28 protein-coding genes and 1 tRNA gene are annotated in these 23,623 nt (G+C 62.6%); 8 read left to right on the top strand and 21 right to left on the bottom strand.

Translation table 11 applies throughout. The features are described 5' to 3' along the window. Positions 1–148: 148 nt before the first annotated feature. Together AC0L2V_RS10565 and AC0L2V_RS10560 are read right to left on the bottom strand one after the other, a co-directional pair. On the bottom strand, positions 149–472 hold the full coding sequence (locus AC0L2V_RS10565) for a Bbp19 family protein (protein ID WP_473520042.1): 324 nt from the start codon (positions 470–472) through the stop codon (positions 149–151). Further along, entirely contained in the window at positions 469–2,193 is a 1,725-nt protein-coding gene (locus tag AC0L2V_RS10560; protein ID WP_091599014.1) for a portal protein, read from the bottom strand. Before AC0L2V_RS10560 ends, AC0L2V_RS10565 begins: the two co-directional genes overlap by 4 nt. 127 nt (positions 2,194–2,320) lie before the next feature. On the opposite strand from AC0L2V_RS10560, the gene AC0L2V_RS10555 reads away from it, so the two are divergent. Next, positions 2,321–2,938 (top strand): methyltransferase domain-containing protein, encoded by a 618-nt coding sequence (locus AC0L2V_RS10555; protein ID WP_128175005.1) that lies wholly within the window; start codon positions 2,321–2,323, stop codon positions 2,936–2,938. 408 nt (positions 2,939–3,346) lie between these two features. Here the strand turns inward: AC0L2V_RS10555 and AC0L2V_RS10550 are convergent, their stop codons facing one another. The 4 genes from AC0L2V_RS10550 to AC0L2V_RS10535 all read right to left on the bottom strand — a co-directional run bounded on the left by AC0L2V_RS10550 (position 3,347) and on the right by AC0L2V_RS10535 (position 6,173). After that, positions 3,347–3,946 (bottom strand): hypothetical protein, encoded by a 600-nt coding sequence (locus AC0L2V_RS10550; protein ID WP_473520041.1) that lies wholly within the window; start codon positions 3,944–3,946, stop codon positions 3,347–3,349. A 5-nt stretch (positions 3,947–3,951) separates the two neighbouring features. Continuing rightward, positions 3,952–4,707: a phage terminase large subunit family protein gene (locus AC0L2V_RS10545; protein WP_473520040.1), complete on the bottom strand. Its 756-nt coding sequence runs from the start codon at positions 4,705–4,707 to the stop codon at positions 3,952–3,954. 373 nt (positions 4,708–5,080) lie between these two features. Further along, a complete protein-coding gene (locus tag AC0L2V_RS10540) occupies positions 5,081–5,641 on the bottom strand; it encodes a terminase large subunit domain-containing protein (RefSeq protein ID WP_473520039.1) in 561 nt (186 codons plus the stop codon). Positions 5,642–5,720: 79 nt separating this feature from the next. Then, positions 5,721–6,173 (bottom strand): hypothetical protein, encoded by a 453-nt coding sequence (locus AC0L2V_RS10535; RefSeq protein WP_473520038.1) that lies wholly within the window; start codon positions 6,171–6,173, stop codon positions 5,721–5,723. Between the two features lie 320 nt (positions 6,174–6,493). Between AC0L2V_RS10535 and AC0L2V_RS10530 the strand changes: the two genes are divergently transcribed. Further along, positions 6,494–6,799: a hypothetical protein gene (locus AC0L2V_RS10530; RefSeq protein ID WP_023803842.1), complete on the top strand. Its 306-nt coding sequence runs from the start codon at positions 6,494–6,496 to the stop codon at positions 6,797–6,799. A gap of 51 nt (positions 6,800–6,850) precedes the next feature. Here the strand turns inward: AC0L2V_RS10530 and AC0L2V_RS10525 are convergent, their stop codons facing one another. Both AC0L2V_RS10525 and AC0L2V_RS10520 read right to left on the bottom strand, forming a co-directional pair. Continuing rightward, positions 6,851–7,285, bottom strand: a complete 435-nt coding sequence (locus AC0L2V_RS10525) for a DoxX family protein (RefSeq protein ID WP_473520037.1) — start codon at positions 7,283–7,285, stop codon at positions 6,851–6,853. Positions 7,286–7,512: 227 nt separating this feature from the next. Next, positions 7,513–8,265 carry a tryptophan 2,3-dioxygenase family protein gene (locus AC0L2V_RS10520; RefSeq protein ID WP_473509329.1) on the bottom strand — a complete coding sequence of 251 codons (753 nt, stop codon included), beginning with the start codon at positions 8,263–8,265 and terminating at the stop codon, positions 7,513–7,515. Between the two features lie 153 nt (positions 8,266–8,418). Here AC0L2V_RS10520 and AC0L2V_RS10515 point away from each other — a divergent pair, with 153 nt between their 5' ends. After that, entirely contained in the window at positions 8,419–8,904 is a 486-nt protein-coding gene (locus tag AC0L2V_RS10515) for an Lrp/AsnC family transcriptional regulator (RefSeq protein ID WP_287283691.1), read from the top strand. A 243-nt stretch (positions 8,905–9,147) separates the two neighbouring features. Here AC0L2V_RS10515 and AC0L2V_RS10510 read toward each other — a convergent pair whose 3' ends face one another. Further along, positions 9,148–9,309, bottom strand: a complete 162-nt coding sequence (locus AC0L2V_RS10510) for a hypothetical protein (protein ID WP_287068712.1) — start codon at positions 9,307–9,309, stop codon at positions 9,148–9,150. Between the two features lie 93 nt (positions 9,310–9,402). Beyond that, complete coding sequence (locus AC0L2V_RS10505) at positions 9,403–9,789, bottom strand: ester cyclase (protein WP_473520036.1); 387 nt, start codon at positions 9,787–9,789, stop codon at positions 9,403–9,405. A gap of 116 nt (positions 9,790–9,905) precedes the next feature. Between AC0L2V_RS10505 and AC0L2V_RS10500 the strand changes: the two genes are divergently transcribed. The 3 genes from AC0L2V_RS10500 (at position 9,906) to AC0L2V_RS10490 (ending at position 10,676) form a co-directional block, all read left to right on the top strand. After that, a tRNA-Gln gene (locus tag AC0L2V_RS10500) sits at positions 9,906–9,979 on the top strand. A 6-nt stretch (positions 9,980–9,985) separates the two neighbouring features. After that, the gene (locus AC0L2V_RS10495) at positions 9,986–10,183 is read left to right on the top strand and encodes a DUF3606 domain-containing protein (protein WP_287299490.1); all 198 of its coding nucleotides are present in this window, start codon (positions 9,986–9,988) and stop codon (positions 10,181–10,183) included. 163 nt (positions 10,184–10,346) lie between these two features. Then, positions 10,347–10,676 (top strand): GYD domain-containing protein, encoded by a 330-nt coding sequence (locus tag AC0L2V_RS10490; RefSeq protein ID WP_027155386.1) that lies wholly within the window; start codon positions 10,347–10,349, stop codon positions 10,674–10,676. Positions 10,677–10,745: 69 nt separating this feature from the next. Here AC0L2V_RS10490 and AC0L2V_RS10485 read toward each other — a convergent pair whose 3' ends face one another. The 3 genes from AC0L2V_RS10485 to AC0L2V_RS10475 all read right to left on the bottom strand — a co-directional run bounded on the left by AC0L2V_RS10485 (position 10,746) and on the right by AC0L2V_RS10475 (position 14,796). Continuing rightward, positions 10,746–12,908: an EAL domain-containing protein gene (locus AC0L2V_RS10485; protein ID WP_473520035.1), complete on the bottom strand. Its 2,163-nt coding sequence runs from the start codon at positions 12,906–12,908 to the stop codon at positions 10,746–10,748. A 162-nt stretch (positions 12,909–13,070) separates the two neighbouring features. Next, positions 13,071–13,670 carry a YdeI/OmpD-associated family protein gene (locus tag AC0L2V_RS10480; protein ID WP_473520153.1) on the bottom strand — a complete coding sequence of 200 codons (600 nt, stop codon included), beginning with the start codon at positions 13,668–13,670 and terminating at the stop codon, positions 13,071–13,073. Between the two features lie 223 nt (positions 13,671–13,893). Then, positions 13,894–14,796, bottom strand: coding sequence for a S1C family serine protease (locus AC0L2V_RS10475; RefSeq protein WP_473520034.1), 903 nt, complete (start codon positions 14,794–14,796; stop codon positions 13,894–13,896). 227 nt (positions 14,797–15,023) lie between these two features. Between AC0L2V_RS10475 and yghU the strand changes: the two genes are divergently transcribed. Continuing rightward, on the top strand, positions 15,024–15,890 hold the full coding sequence (yghU, locus tag AC0L2V_RS10470; protein WP_473517254.1) for a glutathione-dependent disulfide-bond oxidoreductase: 867 nt from the start codon (positions 15,024–15,026) through the stop codon (positions 15,888–15,890). Positions 15,891–16,072: 182 nt separating this feature from the next. Here the strand turns inward: yghU and AC0L2V_RS10465 are convergent, their stop codons facing one another. The 5 genes from AC0L2V_RS10465 to AC0L2V_RS10445 form a co-directional block, all read right to left on the bottom strand. Beyond that, on the bottom strand, positions 16,073–16,309 hold the full coding sequence (locus tag AC0L2V_RS10465) for an exopolysaccharide production repressor protein (protein ID WP_473520152.1): 237 nt from the start codon (positions 16,307–16,309) through the stop codon (positions 16,073–16,075). Positions 16,310–16,599: 290 nt separating this feature from the next. Then, positions 16,600–16,872 (bottom strand): cell division topological specificity factor MinE, encoded by a 273-nt coding sequence (gene minE, locus AC0L2V_RS10460; RefSeq protein WP_023803855.1) that lies wholly within the window; start codon positions 16,870–16,872, stop codon positions 16,600–16,602. After that, complete coding sequence (gene minD / locus AC0L2V_RS10455; RefSeq protein WP_023803856.1) at positions 16,869–17,684, bottom strand: septum site-determining protein MinD; 816 nt, start codon at positions 17,682–17,684, stop codon at positions 16,869–16,871. Before minD ends, minE begins: the two co-directional genes overlap by 4 nt. Positions 17,685–17,786: 102 nt before the next feature. Next, complete coding sequence (gene minC / locus AC0L2V_RS10450) at positions 17,787–18,557, bottom strand: septum site-determining protein MinC (RefSeq protein ID WP_473520033.1); 771 nt, start codon at positions 18,555–18,557, stop codon at positions 17,787–17,789. Between the two features lie 169 nt (positions 18,558–18,726). Beyond that, on the bottom strand, positions 18,727–19,164 hold the full coding sequence (locus tag AC0L2V_RS10445) for a hypothetical protein (protein WP_473492945.1): 438 nt from the start codon (positions 19,162–19,164) through the stop codon (positions 18,727–18,729). A 293-nt stretch (positions 19,165–19,457) separates the two neighbouring features. Between AC0L2V_RS10445 and AC0L2V_RS10440 the strand changes: the two genes are divergently transcribed. Continuing rightward, positions 19,458–20,171, top strand: coding sequence for an SOS response-associated peptidase (locus AC0L2V_RS10440; protein WP_473492943.1), 714 nt, complete (start codon positions 19,458–19,460; stop codon positions 20,169–20,171). On the opposite strand, the gene AC0L2V_RS10435 is transcribed toward AC0L2V_RS10440, so the two are convergent. The 3 genes from AC0L2V_RS10435 to AC0L2V_RS10425 form a co-directional block, all read right to left on the bottom strand. Then, on the bottom strand, positions 20,168–20,428 hold the full coding sequence (locus AC0L2V_RS10435; protein ID WP_473492941.1) for a hypothetical protein: 261 nt from the start codon (positions 20,426–20,428) through the stop codon (positions 20,168–20,170). The two genes, AC0L2V_RS10440 and AC0L2V_RS10435, sit on opposite strands and share 4 nt — an antisense overlap. Before the next feature lie 4 nt (positions 20,429–20,432). Beyond that, a complete protein-coding gene (locus AC0L2V_RS10430) occupies positions 20,433–20,693 on the bottom strand; it encodes a hypothetical protein (RefSeq protein ID WP_287295606.1) in 261 nt (86 codons plus the stop codon). A gap of 369 nt (positions 20,694–21,062) precedes the next feature. Next, complete coding sequence (locus AC0L2V_RS10425; protein ID WP_473520032.1) at positions 21,063–23,291, bottom strand: serine hydrolase; 2,229 nt, start codon at positions 23,289–23,291, stop codon at positions 21,063–21,065. Positions 23,292–23,623 lie beyond the last annotated feature (332 nt).

Below are 23,623 nucleotides of genomic sequence, written 5' to 3'. Positions count from 1 at the left end.
CTGTCTCCGACCGCGCCTGAACACCGGATCGATGGTGCGATCACCAACGCCTCATTTCTTTCAGCACCCCTCATCCGTCTCGGCGCTTCGCGCCGATCCACCTTCTCCCACAAGGGGAGAAGGCGTCACCAATGGCGGTGCTTCACCCCTACCGCCCCTCCAACCGCGCCGCCTTCTCCAGCGCCGCCAGTTGCGCTTCGTCGAGTGTCAAAAACCCCATGATGTGCTGCACCACTTCGGCGCGCGCGTTGCTCAGCGCGCTGTGCAGCTCGAAGCCGTTCGGCGTCTTGGTCTTGGCCAGCCACTCGCCATAGGACGGGCGGCGGTAATAGCCGGTCGCCGCCGACAGGTCGGCCAGCACCATCTCGCCGTCCTGGCCTGAGAACACCCTGAGATAGGCCCTGGTCAGCGCATCCTGCGCCCTGGCCGGGCCGCCGGCCTGGCGCGAATGGGCGAAGCGTTTGCCGCTCATGCGCCGCCCTCGCCGCCCTGCGGCATCAGCCCGCTGAGACTGTCGAGCAGGCCGCTGTCGCGCGCCTGGACCGCCGCCGGCACCGCATCCCTGGCAACCTTGCCGGCGGCGGCGATCGCCGCCATGCCGGCCTGCGCTTGTTGCGCCCTGGCTCGGGCATCGCGAATATCAGCCACCTCGTCCTGGCGGCGAAAGATGCGCTGCGGGCTGCGGCCGGCGCTCTGCACGATCTTCAGCGCCTCGTCGCCGTCGATATTGTCCATGACGCCGGGGTCGAACTGCGCCATCTGCATGGCCGTGGTCACCACCTGGATGGTGTCGCGCGCCTCGGCCGAGCGGCGCAGCACGTCGAGCGGACCGGTGAAGGTCGGCCGCACCGCCTTGCCGGCGAGGCTCGCCGGCGGCAGGAAGCGGCTGTCTTCCTCATACAATCCCTTGTCCTCGAGGATACCGAGCTCGCGGTCGAGATTGGCGGCAAAGCCGGCCTGGATGATCGAGCCGGAGGGCCCGAGCAGCGCGCCTTTCTCCTCCTGCCGGATCAAGGCTTCGGTGGCCGTCATCTGCGGGTTCTGCACCAGCGTCTGGAACAGGTTGACGAACATCATGTCGCGGATCTCCTCGGCCCGGCTTTCCGCGTAGTCGAATGCATGGGTCGGGTTCTGGCCCACAGCGATCGGCGCAATCAGCGGCCGGCCATTGTCGTCGATCAGGCCGGGATAGTTCTCGCCGGGATTGAGCACCGGCACATAGTCGAGCCGCGCTTTCGAGGCGGTCGCCGGATCGGTGATCTGCTGCAGCGCCCTGAGACCCGAGCGGCGCACCGCATTTTCCTCGCGCACCGTGGTCAGCGCCTCGATGGTCGGCGAGATGCCATAGGGGTCGCCCTCATGGCGGCGCCAGTTGAAGCAGGACACCGGGAAGGAGCGGAAACCGCTCTCCCTGACGATGACCTCCTCGTCCTCGACGACGTGGTAGGAGGCGAACGCCGTGTCGAGATACTGGTAGGTGCCGGAGAGCCGGTACATCTTGCGCTCGTCGCGCGGCTGGATGCACTGGATCAGCGAGATCTTGGTCTCGCATTTGGCCGGGTCGTCGACCAGCATCTTAATCCGCGCCGGCAGCTTGTCATAACCGAGCAGCTGCGCCGCCTGCCGTGCCGTGCGCTCATAGCGGCGGTGGAAAATGTCGACCTGGCCCCAGCGGTTGCGGCAGAGATAGCCCTCGACCACCGGGATCGAGGCATAGCGGATCAGCGTGCCGCCAAAGCCCTCCTCGGCGTAGAGATAGGCCGGGCCATAGCGCACGACGTTGCGCAGGCAGGCCTGCGTCGCCGGCACGAAATTCGAATTGGCCGAATAGCGCAGCGCAAACAGGAAATCGCGAAGCGCCTCCGCCCATTCCTTCTCCTCCTCGCTCTCCTCGTCGTTCACGGCGGCGGTCGACAGCCCGTGCCATTTCTCCGACTGCGGGATGATCAGGCTTTCCAGCCCGGCGGCCAGCCGGTTGGCGGCCGAGTTGATGGTGTTGGCGTAGACACGCGCGCCGCGCCGCTCGTGCCGCTCGGCCTGCGGTTCCGCGCCCCGGCGCCCACTCCAGACATCGGGCGCGTCGGGGTCGCAGAATTCCGACACCGCCTCCCAGACAGCCTCATACTGGCTGCGCTCGCTCTCCAGTTCCGCCTGTCGCGACAGGATATCGTGGGCACGGGAATCGCTCGCCATGGCATTTCCTTGTTCTGATGTATCAGCTTGTTCGAAGCCCAGATATTGCCAAGGCCAGGTCGAATTTTGTTCGCTTTTGCGATGTTCAAGGGGCGCGGGGCGGCGACTCAAGGAGATCGGTTTGATAATGACGGAAAGCCTACCCGGCGCCCTGAAGAGGCGAAGCAAGCAGGTTGCAAAGCGGCTGATCGGCTACGATTCCCGCAACTGGCTGCGCATCAGGCAGATCGAGGCGTTCACCGCGTTTCTTGAGGCCGACGGCCGCAAATCCTCAGACGTGATCGAGATCTCGCCCGGCTGGAACCGCCACTGGAAGACGATATGCTCGAACTATACATCGGTCGATTTTCCTGATTTCGACATCTGCAAGGACCGCACCGACCGGCAATATTCCGTCGTCATCGCCGACCAGGTGCTGGAGCATGTGCAGCGCCCGTTTGCCGCGGCACAGAATATCCACGCCATGACCCGGCCGGGCGGCTGGGCGATGGTGGCGACGCCGTTCCTGTTCAGGGTGCATGCCAGGCCGCACGACTACAACCGCTGGACCGCCGCCGGCCTCAAGCAGGTCCTGGTCGAGGGCGGCTTCCCCCAGGCAAACATTGAAGTGTTCAGCTGGGGCAACAAAGCCTGCGCAAAAGCCCATATCGGCGGGCCGGTGCGCGCCTACGGCCTATGGCGCGACCTCAGCAACGACGAGGAATATCCGCTGATGGTCTGGGCCTTCGCGCGCAAGCCGGGGTGAGGGCTGAAGAGCCTTGCCTTCTCCCCTTGTGGGAGAAGGTGGCCTCGCCCACGGGTCTTGCCTCCGGCAAGCCCGAGGACGGGCTCCGCGAGGTCGGATGAGGGGTGTTCCAGCTTGGCAATAGCGCAAAAATCCACTGCCTCATTTCTTCCAGCACCCCTCATCCGTCTCGGCGCTAAAGCGCCGATCCACCTTCTCCCACAAGGGGAGAAGGGGTGCTCTTCACCCTTGCCGCGTCACCAATTTCGCATGCCGGCGCCAATACCACCGGCCAGCACGCGCCTACGAAACGTAGCGTCTCCTCGGCACCCACCTCACACCCCCAGCAGCACGCGGCGCCGGCCGCTGAGTTCGCTCGGCGACAGATCGGTCTTGACCGTGCCGGCGGTGCCCTGGCGCTGCTCGAGCTCAGCCCGGAGCGCTGCTTCGCGCGCCTGCACGTCCTTGTCGGCAATGGTCGGTGTCGGTGGCAGCGGCTTCAGCGCCGGCGGCTTTTGAAAAAGGCACATGGTTCCAGCTTTCTCCAAAGTCAGACGACCCAAAGTCAGACGACCTCGTCCAGTCGTAGAGCAAAAAATCCTCGCCGTTCTTGCCGTAGCCCGGCAGGCGGCAGCGTTGCGTGGCGCCAAGCCGGGCCAGCCAGCGCAGCGCCAGTTCATTGCTGGCCAGCGCCCGCGCCTCGACCCGCCAGGCGCCGTGCGCGGCAACCTGCGGACCGAGCACGGCGTGAAAGAACGCCGTGATCCCAGGCACGCAGCGCTTCATGCGGCGCGTGCCCCAGCTCCAGGCGATCCACAACCCGCCGCGCTGCTCGGCGGCGCCAAAGCCGGCCTCCGGATTGCCGTTCAGCTCGGCGACATAGGCAAACCCCTGCAGCACCGTCAGCGCCAGCAGCGCCGGCGACCATTCGTCGGACTGGCAGTCGATCTCCGTCCGGTCCTCGAGCCGCAGGTTGGCGGCGATGTAGGAGAGGTCGCGCAGCGTAGCGCTGACAATGCGAACGGTCATCGCCCTCACCGGAACGCCCCCAGCGGATCGCTCTGCCCTGCCTTTCGCCGTGCCGTCTTGAACTCGGCCGGGTCGACCACTGCTTCCCTCAGCATCATCACGCCATAGCGTGTCGCCGCCATCAGATCGTCGCGCAGCTTCACCACCTGGCCGTCTTTGCGGTGGTAGAGCCGAAACTCCTCGAACCAGGGCAGAAGCGTCGAGAACACCTTGAAGCGGCCGCTCTGCATGCGGTCGAGCATCTCCATCAGCCCGGCCTCGACCGACACCGAACCGTCGGCGAATTGCGCATGGCTGGAAAGCATGTTCAGCCCATGCGCGCCATATTGCCGGGCAAGTGCCACGCCCGCACCTTCCAGCGTCTCGCGGCGGCCGTCGCGCGGCCACGCCCAGGGCAGCCATTCGCCCCACGGCTTTAGGGTCAGCGCCTGCATGGCCGGCGTTTGCTGCGAGGCGCGGCAGGCTTTTGCGACATAGACGACGTCGGCCTCCGTATCCCAGGCGAGTTCGACAGCAGCGGAAGGGTGATCCCAGCCGAAATCCAGCGCCCCGAGCCGCGGCCAGTAGCGCGGCAGCCGGAACGGCTCGCAGGCAATCAGCTCCTCCGCCACCGGAAAGATCCGGCCGGAACCCAGCACCGGAATGCCGCTCGCCCGCGCCTCGCGCTCATGCGCCGGATAGGCCGATACGATCGCGGCGCGCTGCTGCGGCGTGTAATGCTCGGCATCGTCGATGGTCATGAAGGTGACGTGGCGAGACATATTAGAGTTCCGTAATTTACTTGCCGCGGCGAGCGATTGCCATTGATAATACTGTCCATCAGTGCAAAGCTGCTGGCAGCTTGGGGGAGATACATGATCCGCATAGTAATCGTCGTGGCCATTGCCGCCAGTACATCAGCATGCCAATCGAACGTCCCGTACGACACAAGTAAGCAGACCTGCGGGGTCTACATGCGCAGGGGATTCAAACACGAAGTTTGTACCCCGGACACACCAGACAAAGTATGCAATGTCTGGTACAATCAGATTACAGGTGATGAAAGGATATGGTGTCAACCACTTACCCGGAAAGCAACCGATCCCAAGGCCCGCGCCAGGCAGCTTGCGGGCAGCAGATACCCTTGATTCGACTTCATCCGCTGGCTTTCGGCATCCCCTCCACCTCATCCGCCGACAGAAACAGCAGCACCACTTCCGACATGCCGAGCAGCGGCGTAAAAGTGACGATGGTGATGCCGCCTGTCGCGTTGGTGCGGGTCAGGCCTTCGGAATAGATGTCGAGCGGTGGTTCCTCGTCGAACCAGACGCCGTGCAGCGTTTCGCCCTGCCACTTTTCGCGGCCCTTCTCAAAACTCTTGAACGACAGCACCGATTCATCGGCCTGCACATCACCGCCGCCGCCATGGCGCACGACGACGCTGTCCAGCCCATGCGGCGCGCCGCGCCCCATGATGGTGCTGACAATGGCGTCGGCCGGGATCATGCCGGTGCCCCACGCCGCCGGCTGCTGCGGCGGGCCGACCAAGATGCGCTGCGGGTTGTCGCGCGTGCCCTCGGCGGTGACACCGGCCGCCCACAGCCGCACGGCCGTGTCAAAAAACTTGCCTTGCCACCACTCGGGATAACGCCCGGTGAGATGCATCGCCCATTCGGCGCCGCCGGCCCTTGTCTTGCCGAGCTGGTTGCCGGCCATGAACAGGCGTTCTCGGTTGGCAGCACCGGCCGCATGGAACTCGGCCTGTCGCGGGTAAGGCCGGTAGGCGGCAAGCTGGTTAGTGCGCCGCCTCCGGTCCAATTCCCTGAGCAGGCTCAGATACTCGGTCTTCGCCGTCGCGGCCCGGCTTTGCGAGCCCCTGTCCTGCGACGCCGGACTTTTCGAGAAACGGCCGCAGGACGGCTTCGAGGCCGCGGATGCGCTGCCTGATTTCGTCATCGCTCAGTGCTTCCAGGCTGTTGATGTTGAGATGCAGATCCTTGGGCAGCACCGACAGCACGATCTTCAGATACTGATCGGGCTTTTCGGTACGAACCTCGGCGATGACGCCGGCGCCATGCGCCCGGAAATCGGCGCGGATGGCGTCCAGAAAACCATCGGCCAGCGTTTTTTTCGCTCGCTTTGGCCGGCCGGAAGGCCTGGGTTCGGTCACATCAGCCGGTTCGTCGTCGAAAGGATTCTCGGCCATGCCTACCTCGATGCTGGTGATTGGCGAAAGCCGGGGTGACATCCGATCTCCCCCAAGTGGGGGAGATGCCAAATTTTGGCAAAGAGAGGGCAGGACAGAGGGGGCGCTGTCCCGCCGACATTTGCTATCGGCAAACACAGGCACAAACGTTCGAGAAGGCTTGATATAAAAAACCCGCCTCGGCGGGCGGGTCGTCGGCGCAAATCAGCACCATGACTATATTCCTAGCATAGCTGCCGTCACAAAGCAAGCGAAATCTCGCGGGCCGGCCTAAAATTCGGCCGCCCGCCGCGCTATGGTGCAGCTGTCCGGATCGGAACCGGCGTTCGCGCGTTTGCAATTTTGCCAATGGGAGCAAAGCCATGAATGTCGCCAATCTGCAACTCGAGGGCCTGCTGATGGCCGTCGCATCGATCAATCAGGTCCTTGTCCGCAAGGGCGTGCTGACGGTCGAGGAGATAGACATCGCCTTGCGCAAGGCCGAAGCCAGCGAGACCAGCGAGGAGCGCTCCGAAGGCATGTCGGCGTCGAGCCGCGATGCCGTCAACTTCCCGATCCGGCTGCTGGAGCTGGCGAACCAGTGCCAGCCGGAGGCGGACATGCCGTCCTTCTCCAAACTGGCGCGCATGGTCGGCCAGATGAAGGAACCCTACAACGACCAGATGTGACGCCGCGATCGCCTCGCCGTATCGGAACGCCGCCTGCCAGCCGAGCTACGATCAGCTGGCCGATGCAGCCTTCCAGGTCAGCACACGGCCCGGCCCATGCACCGCGGCAAACAGCAGCCCGGCCAGGAAGGTAAAATGATCGACGAAAAAGCCGAACTCGGCCTGGTTTCCGGCCCAGTGCGACGGCCCGTGGAAGGCAAAGGCGAGGAACAGCACATAGGCGCCGGCGACAAGAGCGGCCTGCGAGAACAAGGCGCCGGTCAGGAAGCACAGGACGAGGACGACTTCGAGCACGGCCGCGCACCAGGCCAGAAACAGCGGGAACGGAAATCCGGCGGCGGCGATGTAGCCCGCAGTGGCGCCCATGTCGATGAATTTGAAGGTCACCGCCATGAGAAAGACGGCTGCGAAGATCAAGCGGCCAATCAGGATTGCCGCGGTCTGCCACGGCGGTTGAGCCGGTGATTGGGTGGTTTCCGATGACATGCCGTCCTCCAGGGTTGCGACCGATTTCGCCCCAAGGACGTTACACCAGCCGCAAATCCGACATGCGGCGCTTCCCCTTCTCCCCTTGTGGCAGAAGGTGGCCGCGAAGCGGTCAGATGAGGGGTGCTCCAGCTTGGCATCGCCGCATTCCGTCCAACACCCCTCGTCCGGCTCGGCGCTGCGCGCCGATCCACCTTCTCCCACAAGGGGAGAAGGGATCGCGGGCCTTACCCTGCCTTCGCCTCCGGGTGGCTGATCGGTGCCCGCACAGTCCCATACTGGCCGCTCCAGCGGTCGGTCATGTCGCAGCGTATGTCCCACAGTTCCGGGAAGAAGCGATGCAGGGCGCCGGCCTGCAGCAGTTCGACTGGCCGGCCCTTGAGCGATTTCGAGCCGAGCCCGATCGAGCGGTGGATGAGATAAAGATGATTGGCGCGGAATTTCTGGAACAGCTCGTCGAATTCGATCAGCGCCTCGGCGACGACATAGCTGTCGCCGTGGTCATAGCTGACATCGTAGACATCCTCGAGCGAGAGCCCGCGACCATCGAGATAGGACGCCTTGAACGCCCGCCACAGGTCCGGCGGCGTGCGCAGCAAGAGCTTGAAGCCCGGCGATTCCTGGCCGCTGCCATTGCCGAGCTGCAGCCGAATCTCCTGGTATTCCTTGGGCGACATGGTTTCGAGCAGGTCGAGCTGCGCCGTCATCAGGCGCATCAGCCGATGCACCCGCCCCATCAGCGTGACGATGCGATGGGTGTTCTGCTGCTCGAGGAAGTCGACGACATCGACCAGCGTGTAGGCGATGAGCTTCATCCACAGCTCCTCGACCTGGTGGACGATCTGGAACTGCAGCTCGTCGGCATTTACCATCTCGGCCAGCGGCTTCTGGCAGGCGAGTAGCTTGTCGCAGCTGAGATAGACGCCATAGTCGCGCATCTCGGGCGCTTCGATACGGGCGTGATAATCCGGCTTGTGCATGGCAGCTGCTCCTTTGCCCGGCCCTCAGGCGTTTGTTCGGTCCGAGCCCGCAGTTTAGTCGCTTTTCACTTGAACATTGTTCCTTTGTGTTATCCAAATGCCAGAAAATGGAGGACGGATGTTCGTCCATCGCGAAGGTTTGGAGAACGTGTGATGCTGGATGCCGTCGACCGGAAGATCGTCGCGGCGCTGGAACGCGATGCGCGCACCTCCTTCGCAGTGCTTGCCGACGAGGTCGGCTTAAGCAAGACGCCGTGCTGGAAGCGGGTCAAGGCGCTGGAGGACGCCGGCATCATCCGCGGCTACTCGACGCGGGTCGACCCGGCCAAGCTCGGCTTCGGCATCGAAGCCTTCATCCAGGTGTCGATCGATTTCGAACTGTCCGAAGCCTTCGAGGCCGCCGTCCAGGCGCATCCGCTGATCCGGCGCTGCCACGCCACCACAGGCGAGGCCGACTATCTCCTGCAGATCGTGACCGTCGACATGATGGCGCTGGACAGGATGCTGCGCGTCGAGCTCAGTCGCCTGCCCGGCGTGCGCCGCACGATCACCTCGATGGCGATGCGCGAGATCAAGGATGACATTTCTTTCGCCAATGCCGTGGGGCATGCCCAGCAGAGCGCTAAATCCGAGGCTTAAGAGACTGTTTCGAAATTCGCTCTGGCGAGTCATATGGTGGTGGTTTCGAGAACCGGCGCGCAGCGGACGTTTTGGTCCGTGAGCCCGCGCATGACCCCGAAAATCGGAAGATTTTCGGAAAGGATCATGCGCAAACCAAAAGTGCTACAGCGTCCTTTTGCGCGTCCAAAGGACGCGCGGCGCTGTAGGTAAGCGCAGAAAACGCCATCAGATGGCCGCCAGAGTAGAGTTTCCAAACAGTCTCTAAGGCGTGTAGCCCAGCGCGACCAGCACGGACAGCCCTGCAGCCAGGCCAATTGCGATAACAATGCCGAAATGCCGTTCCAGGAATTTGCGCCCCTGCCAGTCGTATCGCATTTCTAAAAACTCCGCCGCGTAATCTGGGGCAGCGTGTTCAGGCGTCAAGGCCGGGTCCTTGACAGGCGGTGGACAGGCAGCTGCCATTGTTCATACCGTGGTTCATATCGGAACGTGGAACGACGGCCGAGCATTCCTGCGCTAAAGCTGGGCTTCGATGGCAGCCTTGTCTATGACAGACCATACTTCTACAATCTTTTTGTCCCCAAATTCATAGACAACATTCTCGGCAAAGGAAACTCTCTTCCCATTTACAGGGAGGCCGAGGAAGCTTTCTTTCGGCGTGCAGTCGAACCCGAGCCGGCTCGCTATATAGGGCGGATCGGAAATCAGCATCTGGACGTTGAAATAAAGGTCCGGAATTTCAGCAAAGTCTCTCTCCAGCATTTTGCGATAGTCTGATAGACCGAGCCGCCGACCGTTGTGGACCACTTCATCATCAACGAACTGCCCCAGCTTCGGCCAGTCCTGCTTGTTCAGGCAGGCAATGTAGTCTCGGTAGATGTCACAGAGGTCGGTTCTGGTCACGGCGATTGCTCCCGTCTCTACAAGGCCCTGCTGAAAAGCTCATGCTCAAGCCGATGACGGCATGAAGCAGCTTCATGCGCGGATGAGAAAGTGCTAGACAGCGTTACTTCCTCTATTCCCGCTTCGTCTAATGGTAGGACAGCGCCCTTTGAAGGCGTGAATCGTGGTTCGAGCCCATGAGCGGGAACCACCTGACATGACGGAGGACGACATGGCCGACGACAAATCCAAGAGCAAGCAGGACCGCAAACCGGCCGCCGGCGAGGAGCCTTACGACGTAGCGGCGTTTGCGAAAAAATACGGCATACCGCCGAGCGAGGCCGCGACCATCATCAAGCGGTACGGGCCTTCGAGAAAGAAGCTCGACGCGCATATGGCGAGCCGCAACGCCTGATCCGCATCGGCGGCGGCCTGCAGGATAGGTGTTGCGATTAAATTAGCCTGAGCGCATATTTTGTCAGCCGGTGAACCAACCAAGCCGGTCAGGCTCGGCGCCAGCCCCCCTCGATCCCCTCGACGCCGAGCCGCTGGGGGATCGGCGGCCCTGGAGGCGAACCATGCCCATGTATCTCTCACGATTCAGCTATACGCCCGAGACCTGGGCGCGCCTGATCGAAAACCCCGAGGATAGACGCGAGGCAGCCCGCACCTACATCGAATCGGTGGGCGGAAAGCTGCACGGGTTCTGGTACGGCTTCGGAGAGCACGATGGCTGGAACCTGTGGGAGGCGCCCGACAACGTTTCAATGGCATCTGTCATGCTTGCCATTGGTGCGGGAGGAGCGCTCAGCTCGTACGAGACCACCGTTCTCCTGAGCGTCGAAGAGACGATGCAAGCGCTTGGCAAGGCAAAGTCGGTCCGCTATCGCCCGCCAGGAAAGTCCTGACCAGTCGCGCATCACGGCGCCGGACCGGTTTTGCGGACTTTTCGCCCGGCCAGCCCGGAGAGATCCGGGCTAGGCTCGCCGTCCGGCTGGTGCCGGCGCGCTCGCCCGTGTCTTGCTCGCCCGTGTTGCGCCCGCTTGTGTCACGCCCGCTTGCGTCGCGCTCGCCCGGGTCGCGCACGCCCGCGCCACGATCGCTTGCAGCGGTTCCGGCCGGTGCAGCAGAAATCCCTGGCCGAAGTCAATGCCCATATCCGCGAGAATGTCGAGCGCATCCTGCGTTTCGATCTTCTCCGCCACCACGGAGCAGCCGAGGCTCCTGGCGATGCCCGATATCGCCGAGACGATTTCGCGGTCAAAGCGGCTATCGGCAATATGCTCGATGAACGAGCCGTCGATCTTGATCGTGTCGACGGGAAAGCGCCGGAGATATTCGAACGAGCTCATGCCCGCCCCGAAATCGTCGAGGCTGACGCGGCAGCGCCGCTCGCGCGCCTTGCCGACGAACTGCTCGGCAGCTGCGAAATTGGTGACTGCGGCGGTTTCGGTGATCTCGAAGCCGATGCCGGAATGCGGCGCCCCGGTCTCGGCGATGATGGCGTCGACGAAATCCCAAAGCTGCGGGTCGCTCAGCGTCTGCGCCGACAGGTTGAAGCCGAGCGTGAGCGCCCCTGACTTCAGCGCCGGACCATGAAGCGACAGCGCCGTCCTGATGATCCAGCGGTCGAGCCGCGAGGCGACGCCGAACCGCTCCGCCGCCGGGATGAACTCGCCCGGCGGGATCAGCCGGCCGTTGCGCCCGGCGAGCCGCGCCAGGACCTCGACATGGCGGCTTTCTTGCCAGGGTTTTCCGAGCTGGTGGATTTCCTGGCCGAACAGTTTCAGCCTTCCGTCCGCCATGGCGTCGACGGTGTCGGCGGCCAGCCGCGCCGCATTGAGGCCGCTGGAACCGGATGTCGTCTCGGGCGAGAACACCGCGAAGCGATTGCGCCCGGCGGCCTTGGCCGCATAGCAGGCGTCGTCGGCGCAGGCGAGCGCGTCGGCCACTGCGGTATTCGCATCGGCGACAAAGGCGATGCCGATGCTGGCCGCAAGCTTGCGCGACGCCGCCGTCGAGCCGAGGTCGGCATCGCGAACCGCCGCGAGTACGGCGCCGGCGAGACGCTCGGCTTGCGCTGCGTCGCAATCAGGCACCAGCAGCGCGAACTCGTCGCCGCCGAGGCGCGCGGCGTGCACCGACGGCGGCAGACAGCCCAGAATGCGCTCGGCGACGCTCTTCAGGGCAAGGTCGCCGGCGGCGTGGCCGGCGAAGTCGTTCAGTGCCTTGAAGTAATCGAGATCGACGTAGAACACCGCGAGCCGGCGCGCCGTTGCGATGTGCTCGGCCAGCAGCCGGTCGAAAGCGGCGCGGTTCAGAAGGCCGGTCAGCGCGTCGTGGCGGGCCGCATGGGCAAGTTCCTGCTCGCGTTGCTTCGCCTCGGTGATGTCGCGCACCGTGCCCAGGATCTGGCCCGACGACTGGGCGTCGGCGAACCGTATCAGCGATTCGAGATGTCGGATTTCGCCGTCCCGCTTGATGATGCGGTATTGCACGGCGACGACCTTTTGCGTTTGCAGCGGCGCCAAATGGGCCCGCTCGGCGTCGGCCCGGTCGTCCGGATGCAGATAGCTGTGCCAGAGGTCTTGCGACACTTCGTCGGTGTCGGCGACAAGCCCGTAGATCTCCCGCGTGCGCTGGTCCCAGTAGCTTTTGCGTGCACCGATATCGTGATGCCAGATGCCGGTGCCGCTGGCCGCCAATGCCAGGCGAAAGCGGACGTTGACCTGTTCAAGCTCTGCTTCCGCCTGCTTCTGCTTGGTGATGTCGGTCTGGACGCCCATCAGTCTGACCGGCCGGTTTTCGGCGTCGCGTTCGACCACTCCGCCGCGATCGAGAACCCATACCCAGTGACCGGATTTGTGCTTCAGCCTGAGCTCGGTCTCGATCGAATCGGTCAGGCCGGCAATGTGGCGTTCGCCGCTGGCCACCGCCCGCTCGCGATCGTCGGGATGCGTCAGCTGCAGCCAGAGATCGCTTGTCTCCGCAAGCTCACCCTCGCCATAGCCGAGCATCTGCAACCACATCGCCGAGTAAAAACAGTCGCCGCTCGCGAGATCCCAGTCCCAGACGCCAAGATGCGCGCGTTCGAGCGCCAGCTCCCAGAACTCTCCGTCGCGATTTTTCTTTTCGGCCATGCTCTGGACTTCGCCTGCCTCGTCGCGGCCATTGTGCGGCAAAAGCAAAGAAGAATCCGTTACTGCGCAGCGGCTGGGGTGGACGGCCAATTTCTCTCACCCTGACACCCACGAGGCGCGAACTTTGCCGCAATGGCAGCCACAGCCGCGACGGCGCCAGCCTCACTTCTTCCCTTGCGGGTAGATCGCCTCACCGCGCTTCAGCATTTCGACGAAGGCGGCGATCTTCTTCTCGCGGCCAGCCTCGGTCTTCATGTTGTGGATGCGGAAGGCGAGCGCGAAGCGGTTCTGCGCGCTGAGCCTTGCCAGCATCGCCTTGGCCTCGGGCTCGGCGTCTATTGCGGCCCGCAGATCCGCGGGGATTTTCATGTCCTTGCCGCTTGCATAGGCGCGCGCCCAGCGCCCGTCGGCCTTCGCCGCCTCGACCTGTTTGAGCCCATGCTCGGTCATCCGGCCCGCCTCGATCAGCCGGGCGACGTTGTCGACGTTGATCTGGCTCCAGATGCTCTTCCTGCCGCGCGGTGTGTAGCGCTGCAAATAGCTCTTGTCGTCGAGCCCCTTGCGCACGGCATCGATCCAGCCCCAGCACAGCACGACGTCGATGGCCTCCTTGGGCGTGATCGAAGGCAGTCCCGAACCGACCTTGTGGATCTTGATCCAGATTTCTGTCTCGGTGTCGTGATGCTTGCCGAGCCAGGTGTAGAAGCTCTCGGCATCGCTGAATTCGCGGACCTTGGCGGGGTCGACCTCGACCGGCGCCATCAGCGGGTCTGCCTTTGTGTGGTCGTCATCGGTTCTCCTTTGTCGCTGCTTGGCTCCGATCGAATGGAGCAACAGTGGCCTTGTTGCAAGGTTGGCGCGATGCTTCGCGCCGCCCATGGCGGTCCTTCAAATCGTGATGTAATAACCTGCAGCCTTCCGGCTCGGCGCTGCGCGCCGATCCTCCTTCTCCCACAAGGCCCCTGGTGGAAGAAGGAAAGGAGCCTCACTGCAGCTGCGGTTTCCTAAGAAAGCTGTTGCGGTCGGCCGACTTGACGCGCAGCCAGGTTTCGCGGCCGTCGCGCACAACACGCAACGGGATCTCGGCGCCCGCCGGGTTCTGCCACAACTTGCGGTAGAAATCGGCGAGCCCGTCGACTTCGCCGTCGCGCACATCCGAGATGATGTCGCCCTGGCGCAGGCCGGCTTCGGCGGCCGGGCTGCCTTCGGCGACGCTCATCACCACGACCTCGCCATTGCTTTCGGCGGAGAAGGCGCCGAGCCATGGGCGCGGTGGCTTGGCAACCTGGCCGCGTGTCAGCAGATCGTCGAGGATGGGCGGCAGCAGGTCGATCGGCACCACCATGTTGATATCGGCGATCTCGCCGGCGCGGCTCATCTGCAGGCGCAGAGAACCGATGCCGAGCAGCCTGCCGTCCTGCCCGATGAGGGCCGCACCTCCCCACGACGGATGAGCCGGCGCGGTGAAGATCGCCTCGTCCAGCAGATATTCCCAATAGCCGGCGAATTCCTGCTTGGTGACGATGTACGCGCTGACCGCCTGGCCGATGCCGTCGGCGAGCACCACCGGGTCGCCGGCCGTCGCCCTGGCCGCGTCGCCGAAAGCCACTGCGGGCAGGGAGAGCGGGGCCAGCGCCTGCACCAGGCCGAAGCCCGTTTCCTGGTCGTAGGCAAGCGCGTGCGCGGGAATCACGCGCCCGCTGTGGTCGGTCAGCCAGACTTCTTCCGCCTCGGTGATGAGATAGCCGATGGTGAGCACCAGGCCGTTGTCGCGAATGACCACGCCGCTGCCCTCCCGGCTGGTGCCCAGCGCATTCGCGGTGAAGGCATCATCCGGGATCGAAGCCCGCACCGTCACGATGGACCGCAAAATCGTATCGATGGTCATGCTCTCAATCCTGGCCATATTCACGACGACCGTTCAGAGGGCCGGCATTCTTATATAGCTATGGCGCATATGACGAGGCGCAAGGGCCGGATGCAATCGCGCAGGCTTGCGCTGCCGACATCGACAATAGTTCAACACAAGTTGAACTTCCGTCAGCCCGCACTACCTGTATCTATGCAAGCTGATCCTCCCCAAGACCCTCTCCGCTCACATCAAAGGCCTCCGAAATGAACCAATACACACCGCCGAAAGTATGGATCTGGAACAAGGAAAATGGCGGCGCCTTCGCCAGCATCAACCGGCCGATCGCCGGCCCGACGCATGACAAGCAGCTGCCGGTCGGCAAGCATCCGCTGCAGCTTTACTCGCAGGCGACACCAAACGGCGTGAAGGTGACGATCATGCTGGAGGAGTTGCTGGCGCGCGGCCACAAAGGCGCCGAATATGACGCCTGGCTGATCAGGATCAACGACGGCGACCAGTTCGGCAGCGGCTTCGTCGAGGTCAATCCCAACTCCAAGATCCCGGCGCTGATGGACCGCAGCGGGCCAAAGCCGATCCGCGTCTTCGAATCCGGCTCGATCCTGCTGCATCTGGCCGAGAAATTCGGCGAGTTCCTGCCGATCGAGCAGCCGGCGCGCGCAGAAACCCTGTCGTGGCTGTTTTGGCAAATGGGCTCGGCGCCCTATCTCGGCGGCGGCTTCGGCCATTTCTACGCCTACGCACCGGAAAAATTCGAATATGCCATCGACCGCTTCGCCATGGAGGTGAAGCGCCAGATGGACGTGCTCGACCGGCGCCTGGCGGTAAGCGAATATCTCGGCGGCGACGCCTACACGATTGCCGACATCGCCGTGTGGCCCTGGTATGGCGGGCTGGCCAAGGGCCGCATGTACAACGACGCCGGCGCGTTCCTGTCGGTGCAGGAATACAAGCACGTGCAGCGCTGGGCCGACGCGATCGACGCGCGGCCGGCGGTGCAGCGCGGCCGCATGGTCAACCGCGCCTTTGGCGAGCCGGCGATGCAATTGCACGAGCGCCACGACGCCAGCGACTTCGACACCAGGACGCAGGACAAGCTGGCGGCGGAGTGAGCAGAGCGACGGAGCTGGAGCGGATGACGCGCTGCGCAGTATCGGGCATATGCACCCGGAGATATATACTGGTTGACTAAAGTAACGGAACGTCCAAGGCACATTCCCAGAACCGAACATGTCCGCTTTCAAGCGGTTTAGACCATACTGTCTATCTGATGAACATCATGGTCTAGGCATGTTTATATTTGTGGTGGCCGACCTGAATCTCGAAACCGCATGCTGTCTCGACGGTCCAGTACTCGCGGGTCGCGGTCACTGTGTGGCTTTCGTTCGGCCCTATAGATCAGCCGGACGACGGACAAAAAATATCCAAGCTGCAGAACGATCAAGGTGAGGACCGTCCAGCCGAGCGCCTTCCAGATTGAACCCGTTGCCAAATAACTCGAGAGCGCCACGACGAATGCCGCGGCGGTCATCCCCACCAGGAACTGTGGAAAATTCATCGCTTTTCAAGGCCGCCCCGGAGCTTCTAACAGCCGCGACGACCACCCTTGCCCATTTACCCCGGACCAACGTTTTCACCCTTTTGTTGGTTGCGCAAGTGGCAAATGGATGGGAAATATTTAACGCAACCTATGGTTGACATAAAATAAAAAGATGTCGGCGGGACAGTACCCCCTCTGTCCTGCCGGCCATTGGGGGAGATGGCCGGTAGGCCAGAGGGGGCGCTGTCCCGCCGGCGTCAAAACCACTACAGGCGCAACGCTCAGGCCGACATGGCTAGCGGCCTAGCGCTCTTGTTGGGGATCTGGATGTCGATCTCCAGCGTCGACATCGTCTCGCCGCGATCCATCGAGACCTGCAGATAATCCTGGTCGATCTGCACATGCCTGGCGATGACGGCCATGATCTCCTCGCGCAGCACCGAGACGAGATCGGGCTGGCTGCGGTTGCGGCGCTCATAGGCGAGCAGCACCTGCAGCCGCTCGCGCGCCACCGGCGCGCTGCCGCGCCGCTTGAAGAGGTCTAACAGGCTCATGCTGCCCTCCTTCCAAAAAGCCGATCGAGAAAGCCCTTGCGCTCGAACGGCACGACGACCGGCAGGTCCTCGCCCTCGAGCCGTTTGGCCGCCTCGATATAGGCGCGGGCGGCGGAGTTGGTCGGATCGCTGAGTGTCACCGGCGACCCGAGGTTGGAGGCCTTGAGCACGTCCTGGCTCTCGGGAATGATGCCCAGCAGCGGCGTCGACAGGATTTCCAGCACATCGTCGATCGAGAGCATTTCGCCGCGCGCCGCGCGCGCCGCATCATAGCGCGTCACCAGCACATGCTTGGCGATCTGCTCGCCCCGCTCGGCCTTGACGGTCCTGGCGTCGAGCAGGCCGATGATGCGATCGGAATCGCGCACCGAACTGACTTCCGGGTTAGTGACGATGACCGCCTCGTCGGCAAAGCGCATGGCAAGCTGCGCGCCGCGCTCGATGCCGGCCGGGCTGTCGCAGAAGACGTAGTCGAACACCGAGCTCAGCTTTTCGATCACCTCGCCGACGCCCTCCTCGGTCAGCGCATCCTTGTCGCGCGTCTGCGAGGCCGGCAGCAGGAACAGCGTCTCGACCCGCTTGTCGCGGATCAGCGCCTGCGACAGCTTGGCCGTTCCCTGGATGACGTTGACCAGGTCGAACACCACCCGCCGCTCGGCACCCATGATCAGGTCGAGATTCCTCAAACCCACGTCGAAGTCGACCAGCGCCACCCTCTTGCCGGTTCTCGCGACGGCGGCGCCAAGGGCGGCCGTCGAGGTCGTCTTGCCGACGCCCCCCTTGCCCGAGGTGACCACCACAACTTTGCCCATCTATGCCTCCTTATTGTTGTTCGTATTGTTAAGCGTTCGATTTATGCGATGCGCTTAAGTCTTTGTTTCTATTTCAAAACCGCTGCGTACTTTCGGGTACCTTCATTGGCTGAACGGCGAGATGCGCAGCGTGTCCTTTTCCAGAAACGCCTGCACCGCTTTTCCACGCAAGGCCGGCTCCATCTCCTCGGCGGTGCAATACCAGCCGTCGACCGACAGCAGTTCGGCCTCGTTTTTGCGGCAGAAGATGCGCGCCGCCGAATGGCCGAGCACACCGGCCGACGCCCGCCCGCGCAGCGTGCCGTAGACATGGATCGAGCCGGCGGCGACGATCTCGGAACCGGAGGCGACCGAGCCCAGCACGATGACATCGCCATGCGCGTGGAAGATCGACTGGCCCGAGCGGATCGGCGTCTTGACCATCAGCGTGGCCGGCGCTTCCGGCACCCTGTCTTCTGACCGTTTGCCCGGTTCCGCCCTGCCTTCTTCCGCCCTGCCCGTCTCTTCCGGCCTGCCGGCAGCCTTTTGGTCGGCCTGCATGAGCAGCCCGGCTGTGGCTTCCTTGGCGCCGATCAGCACAGGCGGCAGACTGGGCTCAAGCACCGTGTTGCCGTCGAGCTCGATGGCATAGATGCGGATGCCGCGCAGCCCAAGCTCGGCAACCAGCGCCTCGATCTGGCTGACCGCGGGCTTCAGCGTGTTGAGGTTGAGCACCACCGGGCGGCCGGCAAAATAGCCGGGAGAATTGCCGATCCAGCGGTCGAGGCTTTCCAGCCACTCCGAAAGCGGCGTCTCCGGGGTGAGCGTGAAGGCGACGAAGGAGCGGGCGCGAAAGCGAATGGATTTGGTCTCGACGGGGGCGGCGAAGGTCACGGATAGCGATTCCTTACTGATAGGTAAACGCTAGCCAGCCATGGTTAACGAAAGGTTAACGGAAGGGGAGTTTGCGGCATCCGGAAAGCTGTTACTGACAGGCCCGGCGTGTCAGCAAACCGGCGGACAGCCCTGGAAATCGCCAGCCCTTTCCTCGACACCTTGCTGGCTAAGTGCCCTTCGCTGCGTCCTCGATCAGTTCCGCCAGCAAGCTAGAGAACCGCTCGTCAGCCTTATCCCCGATGTTTCCCACTTCTCTCGCCACCATCCCCGGCGAAGATGCCGACACTTGTCCACTCAGCTGGACGTTGACCGAGAACGTCCTTCCGATCACCTCCTTTTCCGTTCCCCGCTTCCTGTAGATCCTGAACCGAATAGATGGTGTTGATGCTTTGTCTTGGCGGCGTGGCGCAGTGTCCATCTCGACCGCCACCTCGCCTGCTACGTCAGCCCTGGCCGCTTCCAGCGACGCGACCACGACGTCGTTTAGCCAGGCCCTTGCTTGCGCGCCGAAGTCCACCCCTTCGGCCTTCTCTTTGCCGACCTTTTCCTCGTGCTCACGGCGAGCTTGCTTGCCGCGGTCAAGGGCATCTCTAAACTTGGACATCGTGGTTTGCCTCCGATTGTGAGCGCATGAGACCAGGTGTCACATCCCATGCTCCTCCTGATGACCATGCTCCTCCTAATGGTAGAACGCGCGCGAGCGGCGTGCGTTGCGTAAGCGGAGCCGGCGGTTCGCCGCTGCGCGCGGCAGTATCCTTCTGCCGCGGTCGACCCGCCGGGATGGCGGCGGTGATCGCGGCGCTGTGGTCTGGGGTAGCCGTGTCACAGCCGAATGGACAAGCGCTGGAAATTACCTGCCCTTTCCCGCAAGATGCCTGAACATCCCCGGGGCTCGATATGTGCAACCTCTACAACATCACCACCAGCCAGGAGGCGATCCGCCAGTGGACCCGCGCCCTGCGCGATAGCCTCGGCAATCTCGAGCCCTCCATCGACATCTATCCCAACCAGCCCGGCCCGGTGGTGCGCAATGCGCCGGACGGGACGCGCGAGCTGGCCAACCTGCTGTGGGGCATGCCGACGCCGATCGAGCGCGTGAAGGGCAAGGCCGACTACGGCACCACCAACATCCGCAACCCGCAATATGGCCACTGGCAGCAATATCTCGGCGTCGAGAACCGCTGCGTGGTGCCGCTCACCAGTTTTGCCGAACCGAGCCCAACGCCGGGCGACAAGGATCCGGATACCGGTATCCAGAGAAACTACTGGTTCGCGCTGAGCGAGGCGCTGCCGCTGTTCTTCTTCGCCGGCCTGTGGACGCGCTGGCAAGGCGTGCGCAAGATCAAGGACGGCCCGGGCGAGTTCGAGCTCTACGGCTTTCTGACCACCAGGCCAAACGCGCTGATCGCGCCGATCCACGAGAAGGCGATGCCCGTGATCCTGACCACGCAGGAGGAAACCGAGACCTGGCTGACCGCGCCGTGGTCGCAGGCCAGGCACCTGCAGCGCACGGCAGCGGACGACGCGCTGGTGATCGTCGACAAGCCGGCGACGCAGATAAAATTTCCGCCGCAGGCGCCACAGGCGCCGGTACAAGGTTCGCTGTTCTAAAGCTTGAATTTCTGCAGCACCCAGATGTAGCCTTTTGGCGGATGGTCCTGGTCGACGAACTGAGTGCGAACGGTGGTGTCCTTGCGGCTGCATCGTTTGCACCTGAACCTGATGGCTTCCAGCGGCTTGTTCCAGCCCACCACCTTGGCCACGTCGTTGGCCCGAAAACGCCCGACATGGTAGCAGTGGCCGCACTCGACGATCAGCAGCATGTTGGCCTTCGCGGCACGTCCAACGCTGTCCATCGGCCCGGCCATGGCCTCATTTCCGAGTCAAATAGCCCTCGGGAAGCGGAAGCAGGCCAAGATCCGGCATCCGGAAATCGGGCTCCTTCTCCGCTACGCTGGCCATCACCTCATGCAATTTTTCGACAAGCCCGCAAAGCTGCCAAAACAGTTCGCCTTGCGCCTTCAGATGCAGTTGCGACGAAAGCACCGTCCTGCGCAGGCTGAGAGCGTCGCTGATGATCGCCTCGGCATGCCTCGCCGACAGCCTGTCGAACCGGCTTTTTCGTCTGCCCATCGCGGCTCTCCCCAGTTTGTGAGCGACCGCCCCACCTCTGACAAATAGGAAGGCATTCCTCGCCAAGTCAATCCACACTTGACTTTTTTGTTCCCGTTTTGTTCAATTTGAACAGAAACTGTTTGAGGCATCCCCATGGACAACACCGTAACGCTGGACTGCTCGGGAATTGTTTGGCTAAGGCTGGGCCCGACAATGAAGGCACTAATCGCAAGACAAATCGATGGCAACGCACTGCGTCGGACCATCGGGACAGCGCCTTGCGACCAGGCATGTCAAACTCGCTGAACTATCGTGGCAGGGAAATCAGCGGTAACTCTGAATTGGTTTAGCAGTATGCCGCGGGTCCGTCACTGGCAAAAAATACCGTCAATGGCCGAGTAACGCGCAGACAGCCTGAGCCTGAACCTCCCTCAAGTGCTCAATCAAGGCACCTGTGGGCTCGGCAGCGTTCAGCGTGGTAGTGACCGAGCGCGTACCGTCGGCGTTGGACGCGGCCCACTGCGTATAGCCCTGGAAGTTGCCAGTATGGCCGTACACGACGCCGCACGGCGTGGTGTAGCGGAACAGTCCTAGGCCAGCCTCATTCGTCCCTGGTCCGGGCGGGCTGGAATCTCCTGATATGAACTGCATCTGCTCCTGCTGCTCGGCAGCGCCGAAAAACTTCAGCGCAAGGTCAGCCCGTATGAACGTGGACAAGTTTTCAGGAGTCGACACGATCGCACCAGATGCCCACGCGCCGCTGGGGCTGACAAAGTTGGTCACGTCCTCTGGCTGGGATCCGGGCTCAACGGCGTAGCCGTGGATGTAGGGCGTCGGCAGCGCGATTTCCGTTGTCGGGAAGCTAGTTTGCGCGAGGTTGGCAGGACCAAATATCATCTCTTGCAACAGTGCCTCGTAAGGTTTGGAGGTCACTTCTTCGGCAATCAGCCCAACCACGATATTGTCGGTGTTTGAGTAGGCATACTTAGAACCGGGGGCAAACTCGAGCGGATCGTTGCGGACCCAGTCGATGATCTTTCTCGGCTCGACGTAGCCTTGGGGATCTGTCGCCACTTGCTTGGCCAAGCCGTCGGATCGCAGGTAATCAGGTAACCCGCTGGTGTGGTTTAGCATGTGCCGAAGCGTGATCGCGGACCATGCCGCCGGCAGCCCGGGCAAATGTTGGCCGATAGCCTCGTCGAGGCCGATCCGGCCAGTCTGGACGAGATGGAGGGCAATGGCCCCGTTGAAGGCTTTTGAGACGCTGGCGATACGCATGTATTGATTGACCGCTGGCGCTACATCCGAGGACACATTGGCGCGGCCCGCACTGAGTACGGTTAGGCGGCCGTCGCGGTAAAGAGTTGCTATCGCACCTGGCGGCCCACCCTCAGTCTCGACTAGCTGCTGCAGGCCGTGTCGCACCGCTGCATCGGTTGTGGCTGACCGCGCGGCCGGCGGAGGGGGCGTGGGTGCGGGGCGTTCGGCATCGGAATGCTTTATATATCGGCCGGGATCCATTTCCTCCGGCGCCACGATGACCTCGTCGTTAACGCCAGAGTCGATGTATTCATCGGTAATGGAAAAGCCTGCCAGAAGCTGCTTTCCCGTGAGAGGGTACCAGGAGCCGAATTCGTGTGAGTATGCGGCGATTGCCAGCAAGGCCAGTTGCCGATTGTCATATAAGTCGATTTCATAGCTTTCCGCCAATTTGCCGCCTGAATATTTTTTGTAGCCGTCAATATACGCATCACGAGGATTGTCGCCGCGGTACTTGTCTACGATGGCGCCAATGGTGACCTTGTCCTTCTTGCCCCCGAAATAGATTTTGCGAAGAAGAAAGCCCCAAGCGGCTACCCCAAACTCAGGAGTCTCGTAAACGGCGGTCTGGTTGCCGTACCTGTCGGGCAGCGTGCAACCCACATACCCTTTCATGCTATCTCGCTGCCATCTCGAGATGTTGATGGCGCCGGGATTGTTTGTTCGAAGCGCCCGTCGAGTGAGCGTATCGGACGAACTGTAGCGGGCGTCTGGCACGCTGCTGAAGAAATTGCCAATCCCGATCAGGCTCCTGAACCTGAATTCTATATCGTCAGGATATTTCGCAGAATCACGAAATGGAGGAGTTAGCTTGCGAGTGTGACTGGCGTCCCAAAACGGCAACCCCATCGCTTTGCCTGTCTCAATGCCGACCATGCCGTCGACAGGCATCCCACTATTGGCCTGAAAGGACTTCACCGCGCTCACTGTTTGCGAGCCGAACAAGCCATCGATCACAGATGCATAAACTGCCTTATCCGCCAGCACGCTCTGTAGAAGCGCAACTCTGCGATCAGGAGCGTTGCGTAGGCTCTGCCTGAATATGGGGCCGGCGGGTTGTCGTTTTGGGTTCGGTTGGGGCTTGCTGGCTCCTTCGCTCGGTGCGGAACGATTGCCAGAGGACCCGCAACTCAAATAATCCGTTGCGCTAGCTTGCTCCAGGCTCTCAAAAGCGGAGGTCGGACGACATAGCGATGCAAAGAGAATGGCAGCCGAGCAGTACGCACTCAGCTTGAGATAATGGCCGACCGTTTGGCGACTTCGCCGGACGCTGGTCAATTCCTCGATGTTCGACATGTCGTCTGACCTATGGCGAAGTCTTGTGCACCATCTTCAATATCACTTGATGAGTGCGTAACGGAAGCAGGGTTCGATATACAGGCTGCAGCGATGTCAGGCAGGCCTCGACGTCGCCGACAGACGCAAGTCTTGTTCGCGAAAACTACCCCATCGCAACGCCCGAAGTCGGCGGCCTGCTGTCGGACAACGTCAATACCAGGGCGGCAACAGTCCGCTTCTGAATAATTGACTTGAAAGCCGCCAGTCCGCCCCCGTGAAGAGTTTCGGGCGCCGGCAGGCGTACGAAAGTCCCCGAGGAAGGAACCCGCGGGCCACAGGCGATGGCTATG

This window comes from Mesorhizobium sp. WSM4814 (assembly GCF_055811595.1).
Note: the sequence above shows the minus strand (reverse complement) of the source record. Positions and strands in the feature narration are given on the sequence as shown.

Bases quoted from the DNA above. Each gene is read 5' to 3' on its own strand.
- AC0L2V_RS10565 (WP_473520042.1), bottom strand. From the start codon at position 472: ATGAGCGGCAAACGCTTCGCCCATTCGCGCCAGGCCGGCGGCCCGGCC.
- AC0L2V_RS10560 (WP_091599014.1), bottom strand. From the start codon at position 2,193: ATGGCGAGCGATTCCCGTGCCCACGATATCCTGTCGCGACAGGCGGAA.
- AC0L2V_RS10555 (WP_128175005.1), top strand. From the start codon at position 2,321: ATGACGGAAAGCCTACCCGGCGCCCTGAAGAGGCGAAGCAAGCAGGTT.
- AC0L2V_RS10550 (WP_473520041.1), bottom strand. From the start codon at position 3,946: ATGACCGTTCGCATTGTCAGCGCTACGCTGCGCGACCTCTCCTACATC.
- AC0L2V_RS10545 (WP_473520040.1), bottom strand. From the start codon at position 4,707: ATGTCTCGCCACGTCACCTTCATGACCATCGACGATGCCGAGCATTAC.
- AC0L2V_RS10540 (WP_473520039.1), bottom strand. From the start codon at position 5,641: ATGGCCGGCAACCAGCTCGGCAAGACAAGGGCCGGCGGCGCCGAATGG.
- AC0L2V_RS10535 (WP_473520038.1), bottom strand. From the start codon at position 6,173: ATGTCACCCCGGCTTTCGCCAATCACCAGCATCGAGGTAGGCATGGCC.
- AC0L2V_RS10530 (WP_023803842.1), top strand. From the start codon at position 6,494: ATGAATGTCGCCAATCTGCAACTCGAGGGCCTGCTGATGGCCGTCGCA.
- AC0L2V_RS10525 (WP_473520037.1), bottom strand. From the start codon at position 7,285: ATGTCATCGGAAACCACCCAATCACCGGCTCAACCGCCGTGGCAGACC.
- AC0L2V_RS10520 (WP_473509329.1), bottom strand. From the start codon at position 8,265: ATGCACAAGCCGGATTATCACGCCCGTATCGAAGCGCCCGAGATGCGC.
- AC0L2V_RS10515 (WP_287283691.1), top strand. From the start codon at position 8,419: ATGCTGGATGCCGTCGACCGGAAGATCGTCGCGGCGCTGGAACGCGAT.
- AC0L2V_RS10495 (WP_287299490.1), top strand. From the start codon at position 9,986: ATGACGGAGGACGACATGGCCGACGACAAATCCAAGAGCAAGCAGGAC.
- AC0L2V_RS10490 (WP_027155386.1), top strand. From the start codon at position 10,347: ATGCCCATGTATCTCTCACGATTCAGCTATACGCCCGAGACCTGGGCG.
- AC0L2V_RS10485 (WP_473520035.1), bottom strand. From the start codon at position 12,908: ATGGCCGAAAAGAAAAATCGCGACGGAGAGTTCTGGGAGCTGGCGCTC.
- AC0L2V_RS10480 (WP_473520153.1), bottom strand. From the start codon at position 13,670: ATGGCGCCGGTCGAGGTCGACCCCGCCAAGGTCCGCGAATTCAGCGAT.
- AC0L2V_RS10475 (WP_473520034.1), bottom strand. From the start codon at position 14,796: ATGACCATCGATACGATTTTGCGGTCCATCGTGACGGTGCGGGCTTCG.
- yghU (WP_473517254.1), top strand. From the start codon at position 15,024: ATGAACCAATACACACCGCCGAAAGTATGGATCTGGAACAAGGAAAAT.
- AC0L2V_RS10465 (WP_473520152.1), bottom strand. From the start codon at position 16,309: ATGACCGCCGCGGCATTCGTCGTGGCGCTCTCGAGTTATTTGGCAACG.
- minE (WP_023803855.1), bottom strand. From the start codon at position 16,872: ATGAGCCTGTTAGACCTCTTCAAGCGGCGCGGCAGCGCGCCGGTGGCG.
- minD (WP_023803856.1), bottom strand. From the start codon at position 17,684: ATGGGCAAAGTTGTGGTGGTCACCTCGGGCAAGGGGGGCGTCGGCAAG.
- AC0L2V_RS10445 (WP_473492945.1), bottom strand. From the start codon at position 19,164: ATGTCCAAGTTTAGAGATGCCCTTGACCGCGGCAAGCAAGCTCGCCGT.
- AC0L2V_RS10440 (WP_473492943.1), top strand. From the start codon at position 19,458: ATGTGCAACCTCTACAACATCACCACCAGCCAGGAGGCGATCCGCCAG.
- AC0L2V_RS10435 (WP_473492941.1), bottom strand. From the start codon at position 20,428: ATGGCCGGGCCGATGGACAGCGTTGGACGTGCCGCGAAGGCCAACATG.
- AC0L2V_RS10430 (WP_287295606.1), bottom strand. From the start codon at position 20,693: ATGGGCAGACGAAAAAGCCGGTTCGACAGGCTGTCGGCGAGGCATGCC.
- AC0L2V_RS10425 (WP_473520032.1), bottom strand. From the start codon at position 23,291: ATGTCGAACATCGAGGAATTGACCAGCGTCCGGCGAAGTCGCCAAACG.